Source organism: Shewanella kaireitica (assembly GCF_023284045.1).
Classification (GTDB): Bacteria; Pseudomonadota; Gammaproteobacteria; order Enterobacterales; family Shewanellaceae; genus Shewanella; species Shewanella kaireitica.
Genome location: NZ_JAKIKQ010000008.1, coordinates 71,087 through 90,749 on the forward strand (window position 1 = coordinate 71,087; position 19,663 = coordinate 90,749).

17 protein-coding genes are annotated in these 19,663 nt (G+C 45.6%); 3 read left to right on the forward strand and 14 right to left on the reverse strand.

The genetic code is table 11. The annotated features are described in order from the left end of the window. Positions 1–52: 52 nt before the first annotated feature. From L2730_RS11925 to gmk, 10 genes are all read right to left on the reverse strand, one after another. Positions 53–649: a response regulator transcription factor gene (locus L2730_RS11925; protein WP_248974804.1), complete on the reverse strand. Its 597-nt coding sequence runs from the start codon at positions 647–649 to the stop codon at positions 53–55. Positions 650–655: 6 nt separating this feature from the next. Then, positions 656–1,726, reverse strand: coding sequence for a sensor histidine kinase (locus tag L2730_RS11930; protein WP_248974805.1), 1,071 nt, complete (start codon positions 1,724–1,726; stop codon positions 656–658). Between the two features lie 56 nt (positions 1,727–1,782). After that, positions 1,783–2,472, reverse strand: coding sequence for a tetratricopeptide repeat protein (locus L2730_RS11935; protein ID WP_248974806.1), 690 nt, complete (start codon positions 2,470–2,472; stop codon positions 1,783–1,785). A gap of 108 nt (positions 2,473–2,580) precedes the next feature. Continuing rightward, entirely contained in the window at positions 2,581–3,510 is a 930-nt protein-coding gene (locus L2730_RS11940; RefSeq protein WP_248974807.1) for a calcium/sodium antiporter, read from the reverse strand. 202 nt (positions 3,511–3,712) lie between these two features. Further along, positions 3,713–5,368, reverse strand: coding sequence for an AMP-binding protein (locus L2730_RS11945; protein WP_248974808.1), 1,656 nt, complete (start codon positions 5,366–5,368; stop codon positions 3,713–3,715). A gap of 254 nt (positions 5,369–5,622) precedes the next feature. Continuing rightward, positions 5,623–6,309, reverse strand: coding sequence for a tRNA (guanosine(18)-2'-O)-methyltransferase TrmH (gene trmH, locus L2730_RS11950; protein WP_248974809.1), 687 nt, complete (start codon positions 6,307–6,309; stop codon positions 5,623–5,625). A gap of 71 nt (positions 6,310–6,380) precedes the next feature. Continuing rightward, complete coding sequence (locus tag L2730_RS11955; RefSeq protein ID WP_248974810.1) at positions 6,381–6,764, reverse strand: RidA family protein; 384 nt, start codon at positions 6,762–6,764, stop codon at positions 6,381–6,383. A 45-nt stretch (positions 6,765–6,809) separates the two neighbouring features. Then, entirely contained in the window at positions 6,810–8,915 is a 2,106-nt protein-coding gene (spoT, locus tag L2730_RS11960) for a bifunctional GTP diphosphokinase/guanosine-3',5'-bis pyrophosphate 3'-pyrophosphohydrolase (protein ID WP_248974811.1), read from the reverse strand. A 13-nt stretch (positions 8,916–8,928) separates the two neighbouring features. Continuing rightward, entirely contained in the window at positions 8,929–9,210 is a 282-nt protein-coding gene (rpoZ, locus tag L2730_RS11965) for a DNA-directed RNA polymerase subunit omega (RefSeq protein ID WP_020910538.1), read from the reverse strand. Positions 9,211–9,271: 61 nt separating this feature from the next. Then, positions 9,272–9,895 carry a guanylate kinase gene (gene gmk, locus L2730_RS11970; RefSeq protein ID WP_248974812.1) on the reverse strand — a complete coding sequence of 208 codons (624 nt, stop codon included), beginning with the start codon at positions 9,893–9,895 and terminating at the stop codon, positions 9,272–9,274. Positions 9,896–10,189: 294 nt separating this feature from the next. On the opposite strand from gmk, the gene L2730_RS11975 reads away from it, so the two are divergent. The 3 genes from L2730_RS11975 (at position 10,190) to L2730_RS11985 (ending at position 13,466) form a co-directional block, all read left to right on the forward strand. Beyond that, positions 10,190–11,290 (forward strand): DUF805 domain-containing protein, encoded by a 1,101-nt coding sequence (locus tag L2730_RS11975; RefSeq protein WP_248974813.1) that lies wholly within the window; start codon positions 10,190–10,192, stop codon positions 11,288–11,290. 124 nt (positions 11,291–11,414) lie between these two features. Further along, on the forward strand, positions 11,415–12,308 hold the full coding sequence (locus L2730_RS11980) for an NTP transferase domain-containing protein (RefSeq protein ID WP_248974814.1): 894 nt from the start codon (positions 11,415–11,417) through the stop codon (positions 12,306–12,308). Positions 12,309–12,398: 90 nt separating this feature from the next. After that, a complete protein-coding gene (locus L2730_RS11985; protein WP_248974815.1) occupies positions 12,399–13,466 on the forward strand; it encodes a phosphotransferase enzyme family protein in 1,068 nt (355 codons plus the stop codon). A gap of 321 nt (positions 13,467–13,787) precedes the next feature. Here the strand turns inward: L2730_RS11985 and L2730_RS11990 are convergent, their stop codons facing one another. From L2730_RS11990 to L2730_RS12005, 4 genes are all read right to left on the reverse strand, one after another. After that, positions 13,788–14,447, reverse strand: a complete 660-nt coding sequence (locus tag L2730_RS11990; RefSeq protein ID WP_248974816.1) for a TorD/DmsD family molecular chaperone — start codon at positions 14,445–14,447, stop codon at positions 13,788–13,790. Positions 14,448–14,530: 83 nt separating this feature from the next. Then, a complete protein-coding gene (locus L2730_RS11995) occupies positions 14,531–15,166 on the reverse strand; it encodes a DMSO/selenate family reductase complex B subunit (protein ID WP_220738040.1) in 636 nt (211 codons plus the stop codon). A gap of 12 nt (positions 15,167–15,178) precedes the next feature. Then, positions 15,179–17,608 (reverse strand): DMSO/selenate family reductase complex A subunit, encoded by a 2,430-nt coding sequence (locus L2730_RS12000; RefSeq protein WP_248974817.1) that lies wholly within the window; start codon positions 17,606–17,608, stop codon positions 15,179–15,181. A gap of 40 nt (positions 17,609–17,648) precedes the next feature. After that, positions 17,649–19,655, reverse strand: coding sequence for an MtrB/PioB family decaheme-associated outer membrane protein (locus tag L2730_RS12005; protein WP_248974818.1), 2,007 nt, complete (start codon positions 19,653–19,655; stop codon positions 17,649–17,651). Between the last annotated feature and the right edge of the window lie 8 nt (positions 19,656–19,663).

Sequence of the window (19,663 nt, forward strand, 5' to 3'; positions counted from 1 at the left end):
ATACATATATTATCAGAGATATAGTTTTACGCAAATCTGGGCTTTTTTTATATTAAAGCCAGCCTTTTTGTTGAGCGATTCTGGCGGCATCAATGCGGTTTGTTGCATGTAGTTTGCTAATTGCTTCTGAGAGGTAATTTCTTACCGTGCCTTCTGCAATGAATAGCGTAGCCGCAATCTCAGAAGTCGATCTTCCTTCGCCCGCAAGCTGCAGTGCTTTACGCTCTTTGTCATTTAGAGGGTCCGATTCACCGACCGCCATGATTGCCAGCTCTGGGTCGATTATGCGTTTTCCTGCCATTACTTGGTTTATCGCTTTGATTAAAGTGTCTGATGGCGCATCTTTTAGTAGAAAGCCACCAACCCCAGATTCTATGGCGCGTTTAATATATCCAGCTCTGCCAAAAGTGGTGATAATCACAATCTTTAATTTTGGCTTATTTTGTTGGCACCAGTTTGCCAACTCTAAACCACTGAGACCTGGCATCTCAATATCGGTGAGTAACAGGTCAAACGCAGAAGTTTTCAATAGCGCTAATGCTTCATCTCCATCTGCGGCTTGGGTGATGTCAAATTCGCCACTCAATGATAACAGCGCTGAAAGTGCGCCTCGCACCATGGCTTGGTCTTCTGCTAATAAAATTCTCACTTAGGGTTATCCTTGTGTTGGCAAGCTAATAGTAAATTGGCAATCAGGGTCTAAACTCCAAGTGAGTGCGCCTTTATATTTAGCCAGCCTTTCGTTGATCCCGGTCAGTCCATTACCCTGTTCAATTTGGTTTGGGCAGCCGTCATCACTTATGACAATGCGCAGTTCTGTTGAGGTTTGCTCAAAGTGCAATTCGCAGCGACTCCCTTTGCTGTGACGAACAATGTTGCTGCAAAGCTCGGTTAAACTTAAGATTAGTTGGGTTTCTAATTCAGGAGCTAATTTAGGGATCTCGCCAAATAAGCTTACGCTCAAGCCTTTGTCACGCAGAGTCTGACAAAGCTGGGTCACGCTGGCAGCTAAGCCTTTGTGTTTATAGCCTGATACAGTTTGGCGGATCTGACTTAAACTTTCCCTAGCAATGCTATTAAGCTCTGTTAATTGCTGCCTTGCTTGCTCAGTTTGATTACTGGCGATGAGCTTTTCGGCCAGCTCTGCTTTTAAAGAGATGGATGAAAGGCTGTGTCCCATGATGTCGTGCAGATCGCGAGCGATTCGTTCTCGCTCTAACATTGTTGCCAACTGTTGGATCTCTGCTTGGCTCTTTTTTTCTTTGCATTTATGCTCGACTCTTTTACGCTCTGCGACACCGAAAAGACCGATTCCAGCGATGAGTCCCGCACCATAAATTACCCAATAGTAATGGTCAAAGTTGAGCCCTGCATTTAGTAGGAATAATAGAGTTATGAGCGCTATTAGGCTGAAAATGGCAGTTCTCAGCGGGTAGAAAAATCCGATAAAAAATCCTGCAAAGGTGAACAGTGATAGTGAACCGGTATTAATTGGCGTGACGAGTACACCAATGGTAATCATTGCCAAAATCGGCTGATAGGCTTTAGCCGTGGTTGAACGGTAAGCCCAGAAATAGCAATAAATAAAAGGGATTAAAGCGGCTAAGCTTAAGGCTATTTCCCAAGGCAGCATTTTTGTGACGAAGATGGGGATAAGATAAAACCCCAGATTGACTAGATAAACCCAAGCTAATTTATCTTCTTTTGATTGAGCTGACTCTGTCATGAAAAACTCCTTTTTATAGGAGAGCTAAGCGATATAGCCGCTCTCCACCTAGCTCATTATCGCTTGGCACTTTGGTTATTTTGCTGCAGTAAAAACTGTGCCCAACCATAATCCTCTTCTACAGCTAAAGCTTGTTGCCAGTCAGCAATTGCGCCATCTGCATCACCTAAACTCTGTTTGGCCAGTCCTCGCCAGGTGTAAGCTTCTGCATGACCCCAGCAAATGTTATCACAGGGAATTGCGTAAAGCTCAATCGCTTTACTACTCAGGTCAACGGCTCGCTGTTTGCTGCCACCGTAGGTTTCAGGGGTATTAAAAGCCGCAATCGCTTGCACTAATGGCACCCGAGGGTTGGTAGGATCTAACGCTTTAGCTTGTTCTATCGCACTGGCAGCTTTGGGCCCATAAAGTGCTCCCTTACTATAATCTAGGCCGATTAACATGCCGTAAACAGAAGAGAGCAGGGCTAGGTTGTCTGCGTTAGCATTCGATGTTGTTAGTGGCTCAAGGCTCTCTTTTGCTGACTCGAGTGCACTAATTGCAAGCTCACGTTGACCTAGAATATTGGCGCTGATGGCGAGGCGATAACCTGCATAGGCTTGCTGGTAATCATCACCTTGTTCGGTGAGTGACTGTAAAGTTTTAACGTCCATATGGTTGGCTGCGGCATCTATATTGCTAATAGTATCTGCTTGAGCAAATTGGCTGATAATAGCCATTGAAGTAACAAGTAATAGTGATTTCATATCAATCTCCTTTTGAGCCCTGTATTGGGTACGGAACCATTATTAGAGATTGTTAGGTGACGCAGTAGGCACAAACGTCACCAGAACAGCATGACAATTGTCATCAATTTAAGCTTGAGTCACTAAGTAACTGATATAGGCTAGATAGCCTAATACCAAGATCGCTCCTTCGCGGCGACCAATACGCAAACCAGTGTAGGCAAAGGGGAGTAGCATCACGGCGAGCCCTATCATCACCTGCCAATCAAGGGCGCTGATATCGTTGCCAATAATGGGGTGGATAAGTGCGGTGACACCTAAAATCCCCAAAATATTAAACAGGTTTGATCCTACGACATTGCCGATAGCAATATCACTTTGCCCTTTGAGTGCAGCAACGATAGAAGTCACTAGCTCTGGCATACTCGTCCCTATCGCGACAATAGTCAGTCCAATAATTATTTCGCTGATCCCGAAGGATTGTGCCAGTGCGACGGCACCATCAACAAACAAGATCCCACCACCGACTAACATACTAATACCAACAATAATAAAGATGATTGACAGCCATTGGCTTTGTCCTGCGTCTTCAGTTTCATTCTCAGCAGAGGTTTGTTTGTCAGCAGTGAAATAGCTGTAGCTTAAGTAGGTAACGAGCAAAGTGGTAAGAATGGCACCATCGATAAAGCTCAGTCCATCATCAAGTAGCAAGCCCCAAAATAGCAGTGATGCTGCAATCATAATGGGGATATCACGTTTCACCATTTGCGATTCAATTTTGATAGGACGAATGAGTGCGGTAATACCTAAGATCAAGCCTATATTTGCTATGTTGGAGCCAATGACATTCCCCAGCGCAATTCCGCTATTGCCAGCAACAGCCGACTTAATACTCACCGCAAGCTCTGGCGCACTGGTACCAAAAGCCACTATCGTTAAGCCGATAATTAACGGTGACAAGCCCAGTTTTAGGGCGATACTGCTTGCGCCTCTCACTAGTGATTCAGCGCCTAGGGTTAAAATCACAAACCCGCCAATAATCGATAACCAAGTGAACATAGCACTACTTATTAGATGAAATGAAAAGGACGGCTAGCATAGTTATTTTTGCTAAGAGCGCAACAAATAATCAGCCAGTAAGCATTAAATATAGTTTACCCATTTAGCCTGATAGGAGGAGCTGGTACTTTGAAGTACAGTCATTACAAAACAGCACACCTAAAGGTGTGCTGTTAATTTTTAAAGCGTCATCGGAAGATAGTTAAATTTCATCTTCCCAGCAGATTTTGCCACCGCGAATACCGTCCACTTTCTCACTGAAGTTTTTCTCCAATACGTGACGTTTGATCTTCAACGTTGGAGTTAATACATCATTGTCGACGTCCCAATTTTCTTTGACAACAATAATCGCGTCGACTGTTTCATGGGACTCAAGGTGAGGGTTAACCGCATCTAGAGTATTTTTCAAAGAGGTTCTAATCTCTTCTCTAGGCTGCATTGATGCGCCTTCAGAAAGCTGCACTAATGCAATTGGGTGTGGTAAACCTGAACCTATCACGCAGATCATCTCAACGTGAAGATCTTGTGCTAACTTGCGCTCGATAGGCACTGGTGCAACGTATTTCCCTTTAGATGTCTTGAAGTTATCTTTCACGCGTCCGGTAATGGTAACGCAGCCATCATCATCGATACTGACAACGTCGCCTGTGTGGAAGTAACCCTCTTCATCAAAGCAAGCTGCGGTCTCTTCTGGCTGCTTATAGTAACCCTGCATTAACCCTGGGCTCTTAACCATGAGTTCGCCGACATCAGATTGTTTGATAGAGCAACCTTCAATAGCATGTCCAACCGTGCCTATTTTACTGGCATCAAATGGGTGGTTAATAATGGAGTAGGCGCAGTTTTCTGTCATGCCCCAAGCTTCACTAATATTAAGGCCGATTTTGTGATACCAGCTAACCAACGATGGCGGAATGGGGGCCGAACCTGAACCGAGAAGATGACAATGCTCAAGGCCAAGTCCTGCATGAATTTTACGTTTTACGATGCCGCTAACAATAGGAACCTTAAGTAAAAAATTAAGCTTACTGGCACCAATCTTATCGATAATATTTTTCTGAAATAGGCTCCAAAGGCGTGGCACTGAGAAGAATACTGTCGGTCTAGCTCGCTGCACATCGGCAACGAAGCTATCAAGACTCTCAACAAAAGCGACACTACTACCTGAATAGAATGAAGAGCCTTGTATTGCCACACGCTCGGTGATGTGTGCCAGTGGCAGGTAAGAGATTAATCTATCTTCAACGTCAGTTTTCAAATCTCGCACTACGGCGTTACAAGTCCAGCCATAGCTAGCAAAAGTTTGGATTGCGCCTTTAGGTTTGCCTGTCGAACCTGAGGTATAAACTAAGCTCATGATCTGTTCAAGTGAAGGCAATGGCGCATCGATTAACGGCTGACCTAGGGTGAGCAGTTTATCCCAGTGGTATTGTGCAGGCATGGTATCGTAAGGCATTGCCATACGTAGAATTTCACCACCAACACCACTTTCTTGATCTGCCCAGTAATCAAGCTTGCCGATGAATATCGCTTTAGATTCACTGTGCTCAAGCGTGTATCGTATGGTGTCTGCATTGGCTGTTGGGTAAATAGGAACACTAATGTAGCCGCCATGCATAAGCGCTAAATCGGTAATAAACCATTCGGCACAGTTTTTAGAAAGAATGGCAACTTTGTCGCCAGGGTTTAAGCCCAAGTGTCTAAGTGCGCCTGCAACTTGTTGTACTTTTTGCTGTACTTCACGCCAAGTAAAGGTCTTGTATTGGCCGTCAATAGGCTGCTTTAGATAAACTTGATCGCCTTGTTTTTCAACCCAATGTTCAAGCATTTCAATTGGGGTTTTCATAGAAGATTCCATCGCAATTCCATATTGATTATTGTTAATTCCAATTCAGTCTGTTGCTGCTTTTTTGTTTTAATCGTTTGTTTAACAGCCTGATGTGACAATATTGAGTATGGCGAAAAATGTGATCTATGACAACTTTTTCAAACGCTCGTTATAATTTCTCGCAATGCAGCGATTAAAGCACGTCTTTTGAGTGAAGGGGAGTGGGGACTTAACGCAGTAGTTGACGTGCTAGCCTACAGTGCTAGCACGGTCTTTTATTGGCTTTACTCTGACGGCGCACGCATCTTTTGCCACCATTGCTCATCGGCAACTATTTGGCCTGCTGCATCAATGGCCGGGTAGGCGAGCTTTTTGCGGCGGCAGGCTTTGGCATATATAGGGTGGCCTTGTTCAAACAATTTTATCTGACAATATTGCTCATCAAGCTTTCGAGTGCCGTACATGCCAGCTGCTTCACGTTGACGCTGGGCTTCATACATTATTAGTGCCCCAGCAACGGAAACATTGAGTGACTGCACCATACCAATCATCGGGATAATCACATGCTGATCGGCGCTAGCGATACCTTCAGGGCTGACGCCATCGCGTTCGTTACCTAAAATAATAGCGGTTGGGCGGGTATAATCGATTTCGCGAAAATCGACCGCTGTTTCGGAGAAGTTGGTCGCGAGGATCTGCATATCTTGACGGCGAAATTCAGCCACTGCATCACTCATTTTATTGTGCGCTTTAGACTTCACCCATTGCTGGCTACCAGAGGCGGTGTTGCCGGAAACACGCATCTCAATCTCAGGCCATACTGCGTGGATCTCATGAATGCCAACCGCATCAGCAGTGCGAATAACAGCTGCAATATTATTGGTTTTATGCACCTTGTCTAAACACAGTGTTAGATCTGGCTGGCGGTTGTCTAGCATACTGTTAATGCGAGCGAAGCGTTCTGGACTCATGTCTTTTACCAAACTTTTTTATCAATAAAAAGGGCGCCGTAGCGCCCGATTCTTCAGTTAATGGAGTGGAATTACACTTCCATTACGCCGTCCATTTCAACCAATGAGCCTTTTGGAAGTTGGCTAACACCGATTGCTGCACGAGCAGGGTAAGGTTGCTCAAAGTAGCGACCCATAATTTCATTTACTGTGGCAAAGTTGCTTAGGTCTGTCATAAAGATATTGAGTTTAACAATATCGCTTAATGAACCGCCAGCGGCAGCACAAACAGCTGTTAGGTTGTCAAAAACCTGAACTACTTGCGCATCAAATTCATCGCTTACCATTTCCATTGTTTCAGGATTCAGTGGGATCTGACCTGATAGATAAACTGTGCTGCCTACTTTTACTGCTTGAGAGTATGTACCGATAGCTTGCGGCGCTTTGTCGGTTGCAATGATAATCTTCTTTGCCATGATCTTCCCTTTGTATTAAGTAAACTAATGTTTAGTTAAAATGAGCTAGCGGTTACGTGAAGTTCGCAGTACTTCAGGTAAAACCCTAATACGGCGCATCACGTTAGCTAAATGAATACGATCTCGTACAGAAATTCTTAGGTTGATGAGGAATACACGCCCATCACGCTCTTCTGTGGTTAAGTTATGAATATTCGAGCCTTCAGCGGCAACAATTGAGGTGATCTTAGCCAACGCACCTTGGTGGTTAACGATCTCTACTCGTAAGTTAGCTTGATATTCAACGCCTTCAGCGCTGTCCCACTGTACAGGGATATACTTGTCGGGTTCACCTTGGTAGCCGCGGATATTGGCGCAGCTTTCCATATGTACCACTAAGCCTTTACCTGGGCTAACATGGGCAATAACCGCATCACCTGGTATCGGACGACAACAGTTAGCAAATGTCACCAACATACCTTCAGCGCCGCGAATAGGCATGGTATGTGACTCCCTTGCCTCTTGGGCATCGACTTGGTCGCCACGTAAACGCTGGGCGATAACAATACTCATTGCATTACCCAGGCCTATATCGGCGAGTAACTCATCAAGCGTGTCGTGCTTAGTATCATTAACCACTTTTTCAACTTGCTCTTTTGGCAAGTCATCTAGCTTGGTATCGCCTAACGCATGGTTCAATAGGCGCTTACCGAGCAGAACGGCATCATCCTCTTTTAGACTCTTGAGCAGCTGACGAATTTTAGCGCGCGCTTTACCTGTCACCACAAAGTTGAGCCATGCAGCATTAGGACGAGCACCTTTGGCGGTGATGATCTCAACTGTTTGGCCTGAAATTAACGGTTGGCTTAACGGGTATGCTTGGCGATTGACGCGAGCACCAACACAAGTGTTGCCGACATCAGTATGCACTTCATAAGCAAAGTCTACTGCGGTGGCGCCAACGGGCAGTTCTAGAATACGGCCTTCAGGGGTAAACACGTAGATCTCTTCAGGAAATAGTTCTGTCTTGAAGTTTTCAACAAACTCGAATGAGGTACTGGCGCTTTGTTGCAGCTCGAGTAGGCTCTGCATCCATTTGCGAGCACGCACTTGAGTGGTGGTGCCTTGCTCTTGCGAGCTGCCTTTCTTGTATAACCAATGTGCCGCGACCCCTTTGTCAGCCATTTGGTCCATATCTTCGGTACGGATCTGGATCTCAACTGGCACGCCGTGAGGACCAAATAGTGAAGTATGTAATGACTGATAGCCGTTGGCTTTAGGGATAGCGATATAATCTTTGAATCGACCTGGACGGGGTTTGTAGAGGCCATGCATGGCCCCCATAACGCGGTAACAGGTATCGATGGAGTCAACGATGACTCGGAAGGCATAGATATCCATGACTTCTTGAAACTGCAGTTCTTTATTACGCATCTTGTTGTAGATGGAATAAAGGTTCTTTTCACGACCTTTAACTGTGCCTTCAAGACCAGTGTCTTCGAGTCGAGTGCCAACAGCAGCTTCAATACTTTGGATTAGCTCTTTACGATTACCACGTGCGGCTTTTACCACCTCTTTTAATACACGGTAGCGCATCGGATAGTAGGCATGAAAACCTAAATCTTCTAACTCACTCTTAATATTATGAATACCAAGACGGTTGGCTATTGGGGCGTAAATTTCGAGGGTTTCACGGGCAATACGGCGACGTTTATCGGGGCGTAAAGCACCTAAGGTACGCATGTTATGCGTTCTATCGGCAAGTTTGATTAAGATGACGCGAATATCTTGGGTCATCGCCATCATCATTTTGCGGAAGTTTTCAGCTTGTGCTTCTTTCTTATCGCGAAATTTCAGCTTGTCGAGCTTAGATACACCTTCCACCAATTCGGCAATAGACTCACTGAATATTTCAGCCAGTTCCTCTTTGGTAACAGGGGTGTCTTCGATGGTGTCGTGTAAGAGTGCGGCCATAAGCGTCTCATGATCGAGACGCATATCGGCCAGGATGCGGGCTACCGCAACCGGATGGGTAATATAAGGTTCGCCACTCGTGCGCATCTGACCTTCATGGGCATCGCGCGCCACCTGATAGGCCTGCTTGAGTAATTCTACCTGTTCAGGTTCTAAATAACCTGAAGCAGACTCCTTGAGACCTTCAAACAGATACAAGTGACTCTACTCCTTATATAGCGTTACGGCCTTCAGCGATGGCAGCAACAGCAGCAATTTCAGCTGCTTCACGTTCACGAACTGTTTGGCGCTCATCGGCGTCCAAAGTATCAGCTGTGACTAAACCTAGTTCGATTTCGCGTAGTGCGATAACCGTTGGCTTGTCGTTCTCTTCTTCAACCATAGGGTCTTTACCCTGCACGGCGATTTGGCGAGCACGACGCGCTGCAACCAGAATCATATCAAAACGGTTGCCGATTTTGTTTACGGCGTCTTCTACAGTTACGCGAGCCATGTTTGGAAACTCCAGTGTTTTATCGATTGAAAAAATGACGCAAAATTGTACATGAAGACAGTTAGTCTGCCAACAGATCTTTAATCATATCATTTTGCGTATGAATTTGGCTAGCAGTGGTTAATCTTTGGCTATGAATGATTGCTAAAAGATCGCTCTGCGCTTTGTCGAAATCATCGTTCACTAAAATAAAATCATACTCATTATAGTGCGACATCTCTGATACTGCTTGTGCCATGCGACCTGCAATCACTTCTTGGCTATCTTGGCCACGACCTGTAAGGCGGCGCTCTAACTCAGTACGTGAAGGGGGCAGAATAAAGATCCCGATGGATTCCGGCATGACTTTTTTCACTTGCTGAGCGCCTTGCCAATCAATATCGAGAAATACATCGATACCTTGTGCAAGTGTCTGTTCAATGGTGACTCGTGAAGTGCCGTAGTAGTTACCAAATACCTCAGCCCACTCAAAAAATGCATTATCTGCAATGAGTGCTTTAAACTCATCTTGATTGACAAAGTGATAGTGCTGACCATTTGCTTCACCCGGACGAGGCTGACGTGTAGTGTGCGACACAGATACTTGCATATCAGCTGGTTGATCTTTTAATAAAGCTGATATCAGTGATGATTTACCTGCGCCACTTGGCGCTGAGACGATAAATAGATTCCCGCGTGCAGTCATGTTTTGCCTATCCGGTGCTTTAGCCCTTTGTGGGGCCAGTGAAAAGATTTAGCCGCGCATTATACAGCCTAGGATGATATTTGCGCTAGTCATGACAGCGTGCTCAAGCATAATTTAGTGCTTAACGTTATTTTTCAGACTAATTTAGCTGTATACAGCTAAAACACTGACATTTTCAGGCAAATTGGGTAGGCTATTTACTTACTTTATGTTTTCGCCTGAGCATAAATACAGTTAAGTGGAAAGTCATCCACTTTCATTTAGGTTTGATTGAGAAGGTAGGAATATCAGGGTATGCAGTTTTCAGCACTTTTTTGTTTGGTAGGTCGTGATAATGGCCAGCGATTTGCGGTCATCAGTGGACTGATTTTCTTTGTTTTGTTATTGGCTGCAGTAATACTGGGCTCGACAGCTGCATTGTATGTCGTTGGTATATTGTTACTACCTATTTTAGGCTTAACCAGTTATAGACGATTACGAGATAGTGGAAAAACGCCGCGATTGATTGCATTAACGCTGGCTCCATTTATCTTGGTATTGCTCACATTAGTGCATATAGACAGTGTGATGCTGCTGCTTACCTTTATGGTGTTTGCGGCGCTCGCGATAGGCTACATCGCTATTTTACCCTCGATTTCAAAGGCTAGTTACCGACAGGGATATTCAGGTCCTATTAAAATCGTCGACCGTGCCGCTGCAAAAGGTTCAAGGGTACGTGTTGAGCCAACGTTAACTGCCAGCGAGAGTCATCAAGAAGCCGCAACGACTACTTTTTCGAACTCGGAAACTGATTTTGAAGCTGGGTTCGCTAATGGCTCTGCAACAGATTCACCCGCGCAGGAGGCAAGCTTAAGTAGCAGCTTTATAAAAATACAGCGCTGGCTTATGGCCAATCAAAAAATGGCGTTCTCAGGAGTGGCTGCTTTATTGGTTTGCATGTTGTTATTAAGTGTTTGGTCGCTAATACCGAATGATGATGCCAGTGCTGCAGAGCAAGCTACTACAGAGATAGAAACTTTAGTAAAGGCGCCTGCTGTTGAGCGCAAAATGACAACCTTGCCGGACGGCTTTAGTCTGGTACTTGAAGATGATGTATTAATTGTAAGATGGCTAGGGGAGACCGGATCACCTACAACGCTTTGGTCTCTTGCTACAGCAAAAGGTGATAGAACCTGTGCAGCGCTTAAGTTTAACAATGGCACTGAGTATCGCCCTGTAGAGGTGAGTTTATTAGCCGATACCGGCACCGAAGCACGTTTTTCCCCGCTTGATACTGAGGCGATTATTGTTGATATGGCGCGTCGCGGAAATGTGAGTCTTTGTGGCTATAACTTCAGCCTAAAAGGCAGCCAAGCCGCAATTGGAAAGGTTGCAGCGTTCGCCACTTATTTATAACTTAGAGTATTGTGGTTAGGTATGACTGGAAATTGCAAGGGAGAGTCATTAAACTGCTTCGCCTTAACTTTTGCGTAATAGTTTGCGCTAATTGCATATACCAGCAGACTCGATGGGTGACAAGATGGCTGATTTAACCTTAGTGATTCTTGCTGCGGGTTTAGGCACACGCTTTGGTGGTGACAAGCAACTTGCGGGGTTGGGGCCAAATGGCGAAACCATGCTGGAATTGTCGCTCCGTAGTGCTCACAAAGCTGGTTTTAATCGAGCAGTGTTAGTGATCCGTCCTGAACTTGCAGCCAGCTTAGATCGACTCTTAGCTGATAAATTGCCGCAGGATTTTCATTGTGATTACTGCATTCAGTCACTGGATGACTTGCCAGAGTCGGTGGCGCATTATGTTGATTTTGAAGCTCGTAAAAAACCATGGGGTACCGCGCATGCATTATGGAGTGCAAGAAAGCTGATAACAGGCCCAATGGCCGTTATTAATGCCGATGATTTTTATGGCGATAGTGCTTTTTCATTGTTAGCTCAAGGGCTGGTTAACAGCGTGGACGATTGGATGATGGTAGCCTACCCAATCCATTTGACCTTATCTGATAACGGTGGCGTTAACCGTGGTTTGTGTGAAGTAAAGGACGGCAAGCTTGTTGATGTTGCTGAGTGGTTAGATATTCAGTCTCATGCTAATGAGCTAGTTGGTACTTTTGCAGGTAAACAGCAAACCATTGCTAGAGATGCTTTAGTGTCGATGACATGTTGGGGTTTTAACGCCGATATTTTTGCAGTGATTGAAGCGCAGCTAACAGACTTTATTATTAAGCACGGTGGTGAAGCTAAAAGCGAGTGCTATCTGCCGAGTGTGGTGCAAGCGAGATTGCAGCAAAACCTTGCAAGCGAAAATACATACGGTGTGAATGTCAGCGTGGCGCAGGAGTCTTGGTATGGTGTTACCTATCCTGAAGATGCTAACTGGGTTAAACAGAAATTATTTGAAAAATTAGCAACAGTTTAAACATCGTTACTAATACATAATGAGTTTGCATGGAAAACCTGGAAGATAAACAGGTCGAAGCAACGATATTGACAGAAACTGGAGAGTTGGGTGATTGATTTTATAAGACAAAACGTTTTGTCGCACTTTGGTGAGCAGATGGATAACGCTAAAGTTTCGCCATTAGGTAATGGCCATATAAACCATACTTTTCTAGTGCGGAGCCCTACACGAGAATTTGTGCTGCAAAAAATCAACACTCAAGTTTTTACCACTCCCGATGCTTTAGTTCATAATGCTGACAAGATCAGTCGCCATTTAACATTTAAGAGCCAGCAACAGCAGTACCAGCTGCAAGTCGTTTCTCCTGAGCAGACTCAGGCCGGTACGCTTTGTGTTGATCTTGGTGAAGATGGTTTCTGGCGAGCGATTAACTATCTGCCCCACAGCCACAGTGTAGATGTTGTTAGCACCGAAGCACATGCTGAAATAGCGGCTAAAGCCTTTGGTCACTTCTCTTGCTCGCTAAGCGATCTTGATGCCGAGCTTATTGCAGATGTTATTCCAAACTTCCACCACCTTCCTGGTCGAATTGAACAGCTATCGCTCGCTGCAGCTAACGATAGCCAAGGGCGACTTGGTGCTTGTCAGCACTGGGTTGATATGGTGATGGCACAAACTGAGCTACTGCAAGAGCTTGCTGAGGTTGAAGCAAAACTACCACGCCGAATTTGCCATAATGACACCAAGATCAACAACATGCTGTTTGATAAACGCGATATGAGCAGTATGGCGATTATTGATCTTGATACCTGCATGAAAGGCTACTTGATGTATGACTTTGGTGACATGGTACGTACTTTTTGTAGCCCGGAAGAGGAAGACTCAACTGCATTAGATAAAGTCACTGTGCGCGAGTCTATTTTTGCCGCAATCTGTAAAGGTTATTTGGGCGAGTTAGCACCGGTGCTATCTGACCTAGAGCGCCGCAGCTTATGGTTAGGTGCCAAAGTCATGTGCTTAATGATTGGCGTGAGGTTTTTAACCGACCACTTAAACGGCGACGTTTATTTCCATATCCATCATCAAGGTCATAACCTTGAACGTGCTGAAAATCAATTCACTCTGTATCAGAGTTTGTTGGGCCAACAAGGCAGCCTTAGCGCCTACCTGAAATAAATTAGCTGCTTTCAATGTCTGAATAAGCGGGTTTAAGCTGAGTAAAGTCATTGGGATCTACCTCGATGACTTTTCTTTAGTTTTACTTCCATTTACTGATTGGCTTTGCCATCGGTATCATACCAATTGCATTAAAAGTTTGACTGCTCAGCGTTTTGAAACTCGTACTATGTGAGCCCCTCAGCCTTTCCACTTCTGCTTGCATTGTCTCAAATGGGAATAACCACTTCTTCCACAATGCGCCTTGAATTGAAAGCCCTGAACAGAGTATATCCTTCAATGGAATTGGTATTAGCTGTTTAATGCAAGCTGTTTTAGCCGCTATCGGTACAGGCGTGTCGTCATCGGAATCATATTTAATCTAACAATCAATTGTTCTAAAAAGGCCTGGGTTAGCATTGCTATCGCGCGATAAAAATCAGTTTTTGCGTGTTCGTTGATAAGCGCTAGACAGCGACCTGACCACGGAAGAAGATGTTGTTGAAGTAACACGATGCAGCTGCGCTGAATTTTTTCGCTATCTTTGGTTTGAGCCCATAGGCCAAACATCTGGTCTAACACAGCAAAGTATAGGCCGATATGATCGACGGGCTGATTAGTATCGAGATCGAAGCTGATACCTTGCTCCTGATAAAAGGCTTTTAGTGCCAGTGTGGTCTTATCATTGAGAAGTTGTCTCTCGCTTAGGTAGACCGAGCCCCAAGGAACTGCGTTAGGTTCGCCTGGACCATAGAATAGTTGGGCATAATCAAGTTTTAGGGCTTGTTGTTTATCAGCTGTCCATAGCTTGAGATAATTGGACAATAACTCGCGACCATTCGACTCCAGGGCTGAAGCGCTGAACTCAGGCCAGCTTTGAGCAACATCGTGTTCGATAAAACTCTGCAGCAACTCGGGTGTCGGGTCGTTAAAAAGTACATTATGAAGAATGCGTGCAATGCCCTGATATTCCAAGAGTTCATTTTCAGTAAGGAGTGACATATTAACCTCATTTAGTGCACGACAAGTGTCGCAATTGACAGCAAAAAAAGGTGCCATTCTAGAAGAATGACACCAAGCAGGGTTTAAACTTCTGAGAAATTCAACACTTCACCATCGGTGGCACCACTCGGGCGCGAATGACGGTTAGGAGTGATGAGTAAGTTTGGTGTTGTTACACTGCTTTCTGGCAGCGGAGCGACATCGGGTAGAATGGCTGCTGGATACTTAGCCTTCAACTCGTCCATAGGTGCAAAGTCAATTGCACGCATCGGGCAAGACTCGACACATGAAGGTTGCTTACCTTCCGCTAGCCGCTCGAAACAGCCATCACATTTGGTCATCACCTTACGATCGTTATCAATCTGAGGTGCATCGTATGGGCAAGCTCTTGCGCAGCTTTCACAGCCGATACACAGATCGGTAGCAACATGTACTAATCCATCTTCGCGGCGTTTGTGCATTGCACCAGTAGGGCAAGCCTTTACACACACGGGCTCAGAGCAGTGGTTACAACCGATTGACATGTAATAGGCGAATACGTCTTGGCTGACAGTACCATCACCATTTTCTGTCCACTGTCCGCCACCATATTCATAGACCCTGCGCCAGTTGATGCCAACAGGAAGGTCTTTTCGATCTTTACACGATACCTGACAGGTTTTACAGCCAGTACATTTGCTTGCGTCGACATGAAAGCCGTATTGGATATTATTGTTCATTGCTAACTCCTATCAAACCTTACGGATTTCAACCAGGTTAGTGTGCTGAGGATTACCTTTAGTTACCGGTGTGGTGCGTTGTGTCGTGAGAACGTTTAAGCAACCGCCTTTATCCACATCACTGCCAGGTTGGAACCATGCACCTTGACCGAGTGCCGTTACGCCGACCATGATTCTAGGTGTCACCTTAACTTCAACTTCGATAGTGCCGCGGTCGTTAAAGATATGGACTCTGTCGCCAGTTTTGAGTCCGCGTGTGTTGGCATCAAGTGGGTTCATCCATACCGCATCTTGCACTACTTCACGTAACCAAGGGACGTTGTGATAGCTTGAATGAGCACGACCTTTAGTATGATAACCAGTCAGTTGCAGTGGGTACTTCTTCTTGGTTTCAGTATCTTCGTAGCCTTCCCAAGTCGGCACATATTTTGGTAGTGCCGATATCACATCTCCCTCTTTGAGCTTCCAAGTGCGGGCTTTTTCTGCCAGACGCGAAGAGTAGATCTCAATCTTGCCAGATGGGGTTCCCAGCGGATTGGCTTCAGGATCATTACGGAAATCTTCTAATACAATGTAACCACCATTAGGCAGGTACTTACGATAGATCCCTTGCTTAAGCATTACCTCTTTTTCTGGCAATTCTGGTGTTGCAGCTTTAGATTCTGCATAGAATTGATCCAGCCAATCTTTACGACTCTTACCTTCGGTAAATTCGGCTTCTACACCCATACGCTTAGCAAGTTCGACACAGACTTCATAGATTGGACGGCTCTCGAACATAGGATCAACGCCTGAGCTCATCTGCACCAACGTTGCAGTATCACCTGCGGCGTAGCTCTGGTAGATAAGATCTTCAGACTCTAACCAAGTCACATCTGGCAGCAATATATCGGCAAACTTAGCACTTGGCGTCATCCAGTTATCAACCACCAGAATGAACTCACACTTAGATTCATCTTGCAGCAGTTTCTCTGTTTTACGTACATCTGAGTGTTGGTTAATCAGGGCATTACCACCGTAGTTGATGATAGCTTTGATATCTGTGTCTAGTTTGCCGTCGCCGTCGTCATCAAGCTCAACGCCCTGCACGCCATCAGACAGCACAGTCATGTTCTTACCGTCTTCAATTGCCTGAGTGAAGGTAAAGAATGAGATCGCTTTTTTGACTGGATTTGCTCCTGTCGGCATAAACGGTGCGTGTAGCGATGAACCTTTACACAAGCCACCACAGTTAGTGCCCGGTAGACCGAGCTGACCTAATAAAATAGGCAGCATGTAACCTGCGCGGGTATTGTTTTCACCTGCAGCCTGACGGTTTAACGAGGCGGCAATCTGGATGAACGGGGCGCGAGCCGCAGCCAGTTCTCTGGCTAGCTCAACAATGATATGCGCTTCGATCCCTGTGATACTAGCAGCCCACTCAGGTGTCTTAGCGTTCGCACCTGGTGTTGAGTCACCTACCGTAGTGTTGTCAAGAATGTAAGCTTTGTAGCTTGCTTCATATCCAACGCCAGCAGGCATGGTCTTTTCGTCATAGCCGACACAATATTTATCCAAGAAGGCCTGATTGACCGTGTTGGTGGTGATCCATTCATAGGCCAATGCTTCGAACAGCGCAGCGTCAGTACCTGGGCGAATTGCAATCCACTGATCTTCTTTACCTACCGCAGAATCGGTATAGCGAGGATCGATCAAGATAGTCTTAAACTTATTCTTCTGCTTTTGCATCAGGAAGTCATAGGCTTCACCTGAACCACTCATGCGGATCTCAGATGGGTTATAACCGACCATCAATACCAGGTCAGAATTTTGCATCTCAGAGACGCTGCTGCCTTGCCAGCCTGGGCCTGCTGAGCCGTATGTCTGTCCTGCCGCTTCGTAAATTTGCGACCAGCTATAGTCGCCATAAGCGTTAAGGTAACCGCCTTTAAGATTCATCAAACGGTAAAGACACTGCTTACCGGAAAAGTGATAACGGGCACCTGAGTTATAGGTGAAGTGAATCGATTCGTTACCATATTGGTCGATGGTGCCTTGCAGTTTTTCAGCGACAAGATCGAGCGCTTCATCCCAAGTAATACGCTCAAATTGCCCACTGCCACGCGGGCCAACACGTTTCATTGGGTATTTAAGGCGATCGGGAGCATAGACACGCTTTCTCAGAGAGCGGCCACGAAGGCAGGCGCGCACATCATGATCGCCATATTTATCTGTAGTAGTGAACTCTGACTCTACTCGAGTGATCACTCCATCAGTTGAATAAACCTGTACCGGGCAGTTAGAGCCGCAGTTAACCAGACAAGCCGACCAGTTTAGGTTTTCACCTGCAACCGGTGGCGTAGGCGGTACGACTTCAACATCATTCGATCCTGAGTTACAGCCAGACACTGTTGCTGCGCAACTTAGTGCAGCACTCATTTTTAAGAAACTTCTGCGTTCCATTATCATATCCTCATTGCAGTTATAGTTAGCACTGTTTGCATTAGCGCAGCTGGTAGCTAAACGACAACATCACTTGGTGCGCGTTATAGTTATGGTTCAGGTCGCCTAAAGTGGTGAGTCCCGGAACGGTATCGACATCAATTTGCGCGTAATCGGTGTCGTAGTAGCGCTCATACTGGTAAGCCAGTTTTAGCGCCATCTCTTCACTCAATGCGTAGTTCGCATGTAGTTGGAGACTATGATTGAAGGAGTAATAATCTCCGAGAGGCGCTGTGACGTTATAGGTGACTGACGTATCGCTACTTGAATTCGCGAACAGGTAGTCGCCGCCCAAGCTGAGCTTATTTTGCATCAGCCCGCTATAGTTGAAGCCTGCCCCTAGATTGATAAAGTCATCTTCGATATCGGCGTACCAATCGGCTGTTGAAAAGCCCTGGCTACCTGCTTGATTAGATTTGATCCATTGCTGTCCGCCAAAGGCGTAAGCCGATAGGTGCTGGTTGAGTTGCAACCCAAGGTTGATGTCATAGCCGTAATCTTCAGATTCCGTTAGACCAATTTGGGTCTGGTTGTAATCGTCATTAGCGTAACGAGCGCTTAGATCTAGGCTGAGCCATGAAGTTGGGGTGTGATTGAACTTAGCTTCGAAGGCGGTGCGCTCTCTATCTGCTAGATAATATTTTCTGAGCAACGGGTTGGTTTCTGATGACGTCAGTGCGTTAGTTTGATATTCACTGCCATCGCGGTTATCTAAGGTAGCCTTCAATTTAAGTTTGAGGTTATCAAGCGCTTGGATATTTAGCTTCGCCCAGAGTGCATTATCATTGGTTTGTTCGCGGTCGCCATAACTACGCTCCATCTCTTTACGATCGTAGCCAGCTTGCAGGCGATAGTCGCTGCTTAAGCGGTAACTGGCATTAACCTTAAGCCCACGACGCTCAGTATCTAACGGTACATTTTGCTTAAATGCACCCGTGATGCCGTTAACTTCAAATTGCGCAAACTCCCATATCGAACCTTTGTTGTCACGTTTGCTGTAATCAACGCTGCCACCGAGTCTGAACTTGTTGCTCACAAGCGAAGTGACAGCGAACTTGCCGTCTAAGGTTTTGACCTCACCATCCCAGTTTTGTAGCGGGTTGCCAGGCATCTGAATGAGAGCATCATCTTGGATCATTTTTCCCGACGCTAGACGACCGCTTATGACGGTGCGCCCTATTTGATATTGGCCAGAGAGGCTAAGTCGATGTGCCTGATTGTCTGGGGTCGCAGCAAAGACGTCATAAAGATAGGGCAGACTTAAGGCGCCAATATCGTTTTGGTACTGGCTAACGAAGTAGTTGAGATCAGTCACCCAGTGCTCACCAGATAGTGACAACCCAGCGGTGAGGTTATCTGTATTGGCATCGACAGGCTGGCCAAAATTAACCGGACGTGGCGTGACAATACTGCTGCTTATATTTCCAGTTTTTTGTTCATGGTCATAACGTACATAAGCCTTATAAAAATCTCGGCCATAACTCAGACCCAAGCCAGCTTGGTTTCTCTGCAGGGAGAGCTGTTGGGTCTGAGTGTGCACGCTCGGGGTCAATAAATCATCTTTGTACCAAAGCTGACTGAATGCATCGCCGGATTGATAACTGGTTAGGCGTTGATAATCTGCTGTTACTGTATACAGGCCAGACTTACCAGCTGTTAGATGAGCAAAGCTATTATCAAGGCCGAGTCGGTGAGCCTGAAACAGCGCCTTATAGCCAGCATCATTTTGATACTTAAGATCGGCATCGACACTGGCGTTAGCGCCATCTTTATCGGTACCGAATGCATTGCCAGAATGAATGTCATCGCTGTTGATATAAGCGGCATTGACACCAATTGTGCCGCTATAGCCATCCACTTTAGGGCAACGTTTACATTGGAATTTGTCCTGCTTAACAGTGCTAGTATTAGCCTTGTTAACGCCAAAGTCCGCTGCCATTGCCGAGGCTGTTACCACGCTCGATATTGCGAGAAATGATAATGTGATCAGGTTTAATTTGAATCTCATTTTAATGA

Excerpts from the sequence above, each read along its gene's own strand:
- L2730_RS12000 (WP_248974817.1), bottom strand. The coding sequence starts at position 17,608 with ATGGAACGCAGAAGTTTCTTAAAAATGAGTGCTGCACTAAGTTGCGCA.
- L2730_RS11940 (WP_248974807.1), bottom strand. The coding sequence starts at position 3,510 with ATGTTCACTTGGTTATCGATTATTGGCGGGTTTGTGATTTTAACCCTA.
- L2730_RS11935 (WP_248974806.1), bottom strand. The coding sequence starts at position 2,472 with ATGAAATCACTATTACTTGTTACTTCAATGGCTATTATCAGCCAATTT.
- L2730_RS11995 (WP_220738040.1), bottom strand. The coding sequence starts at position 15,166 with ATGAACAATAATATCCAATACGGCTTTCATGTCGACGCAAGCAAATGT.
- L2730_RS11980 (WP_248974814.1), top strand. The coding sequence starts at position 11,415 with ATGGCTGATTTAACCTTAGTGATTCTTGCTGCGGGTTTAGGCACACGC.
- L2730_RS11975 (WP_248974813.1), top strand. The coding sequence starts at position 10,190 with ATGCAGTTTTCAGCACTTTTTTGTTTGGTAGGTCGTGATAATGGCCAG.
- L2730_RS11990 (WP_248974816.1), bottom strand. The coding sequence starts at position 14,447 with ATGTCACTCCTTACTGAAAATGAACTCTTGGAATATCAGGGCATTGCA.
- L2730_RS11955 (WP_248974810.1), bottom strand. The coding sequence starts at position 6,764 with ATGGCAAAGAAGATTATCATTGCAACCGACAAAGCGCCGCAAGCTATC.
- L2730_RS11930 (WP_248974805.1), bottom strand. The coding sequence starts at position 1,726 with ATGACAGAGTCAGCTCAATCAAAAGAAGATAAATTAGCTTGGGTTTAT.
- rpoZ (WP_020910538.1), bottom strand. The coding sequence starts at position 9,210 with ATGGCTCGCGTAACTGTAGAAGACGCCGTAAACAAAATCGGCAACCGT.
- L2730_RS11945 (WP_248974808.1), bottom strand. The coding sequence starts at position 5,368 with ATGGAATCTTCTATGAAAACCCCAATTGAAATGCTTGAACATTGGGTT.
- trmH (WP_248974809.1), bottom strand. The coding sequence starts at position 6,309 with ATGAGTCCAGAACGCTTCGCTCGCATTAACAGTATGCTAGACAACCGC.
- L2730_RS12005 (WP_248974818.1), bottom strand. The coding sequence starts at position 19,655 with ATGAGATTCAAATTAAACCTGATCACATTATCATTTCTCGCAATATCG.
- gmk (WP_248974812.1), bottom strand. The coding sequence starts at position 9,895 with ATGACTGCACGCGGGAATCTATTTATCGTCTCAGCGCCAAGTGGCGCA.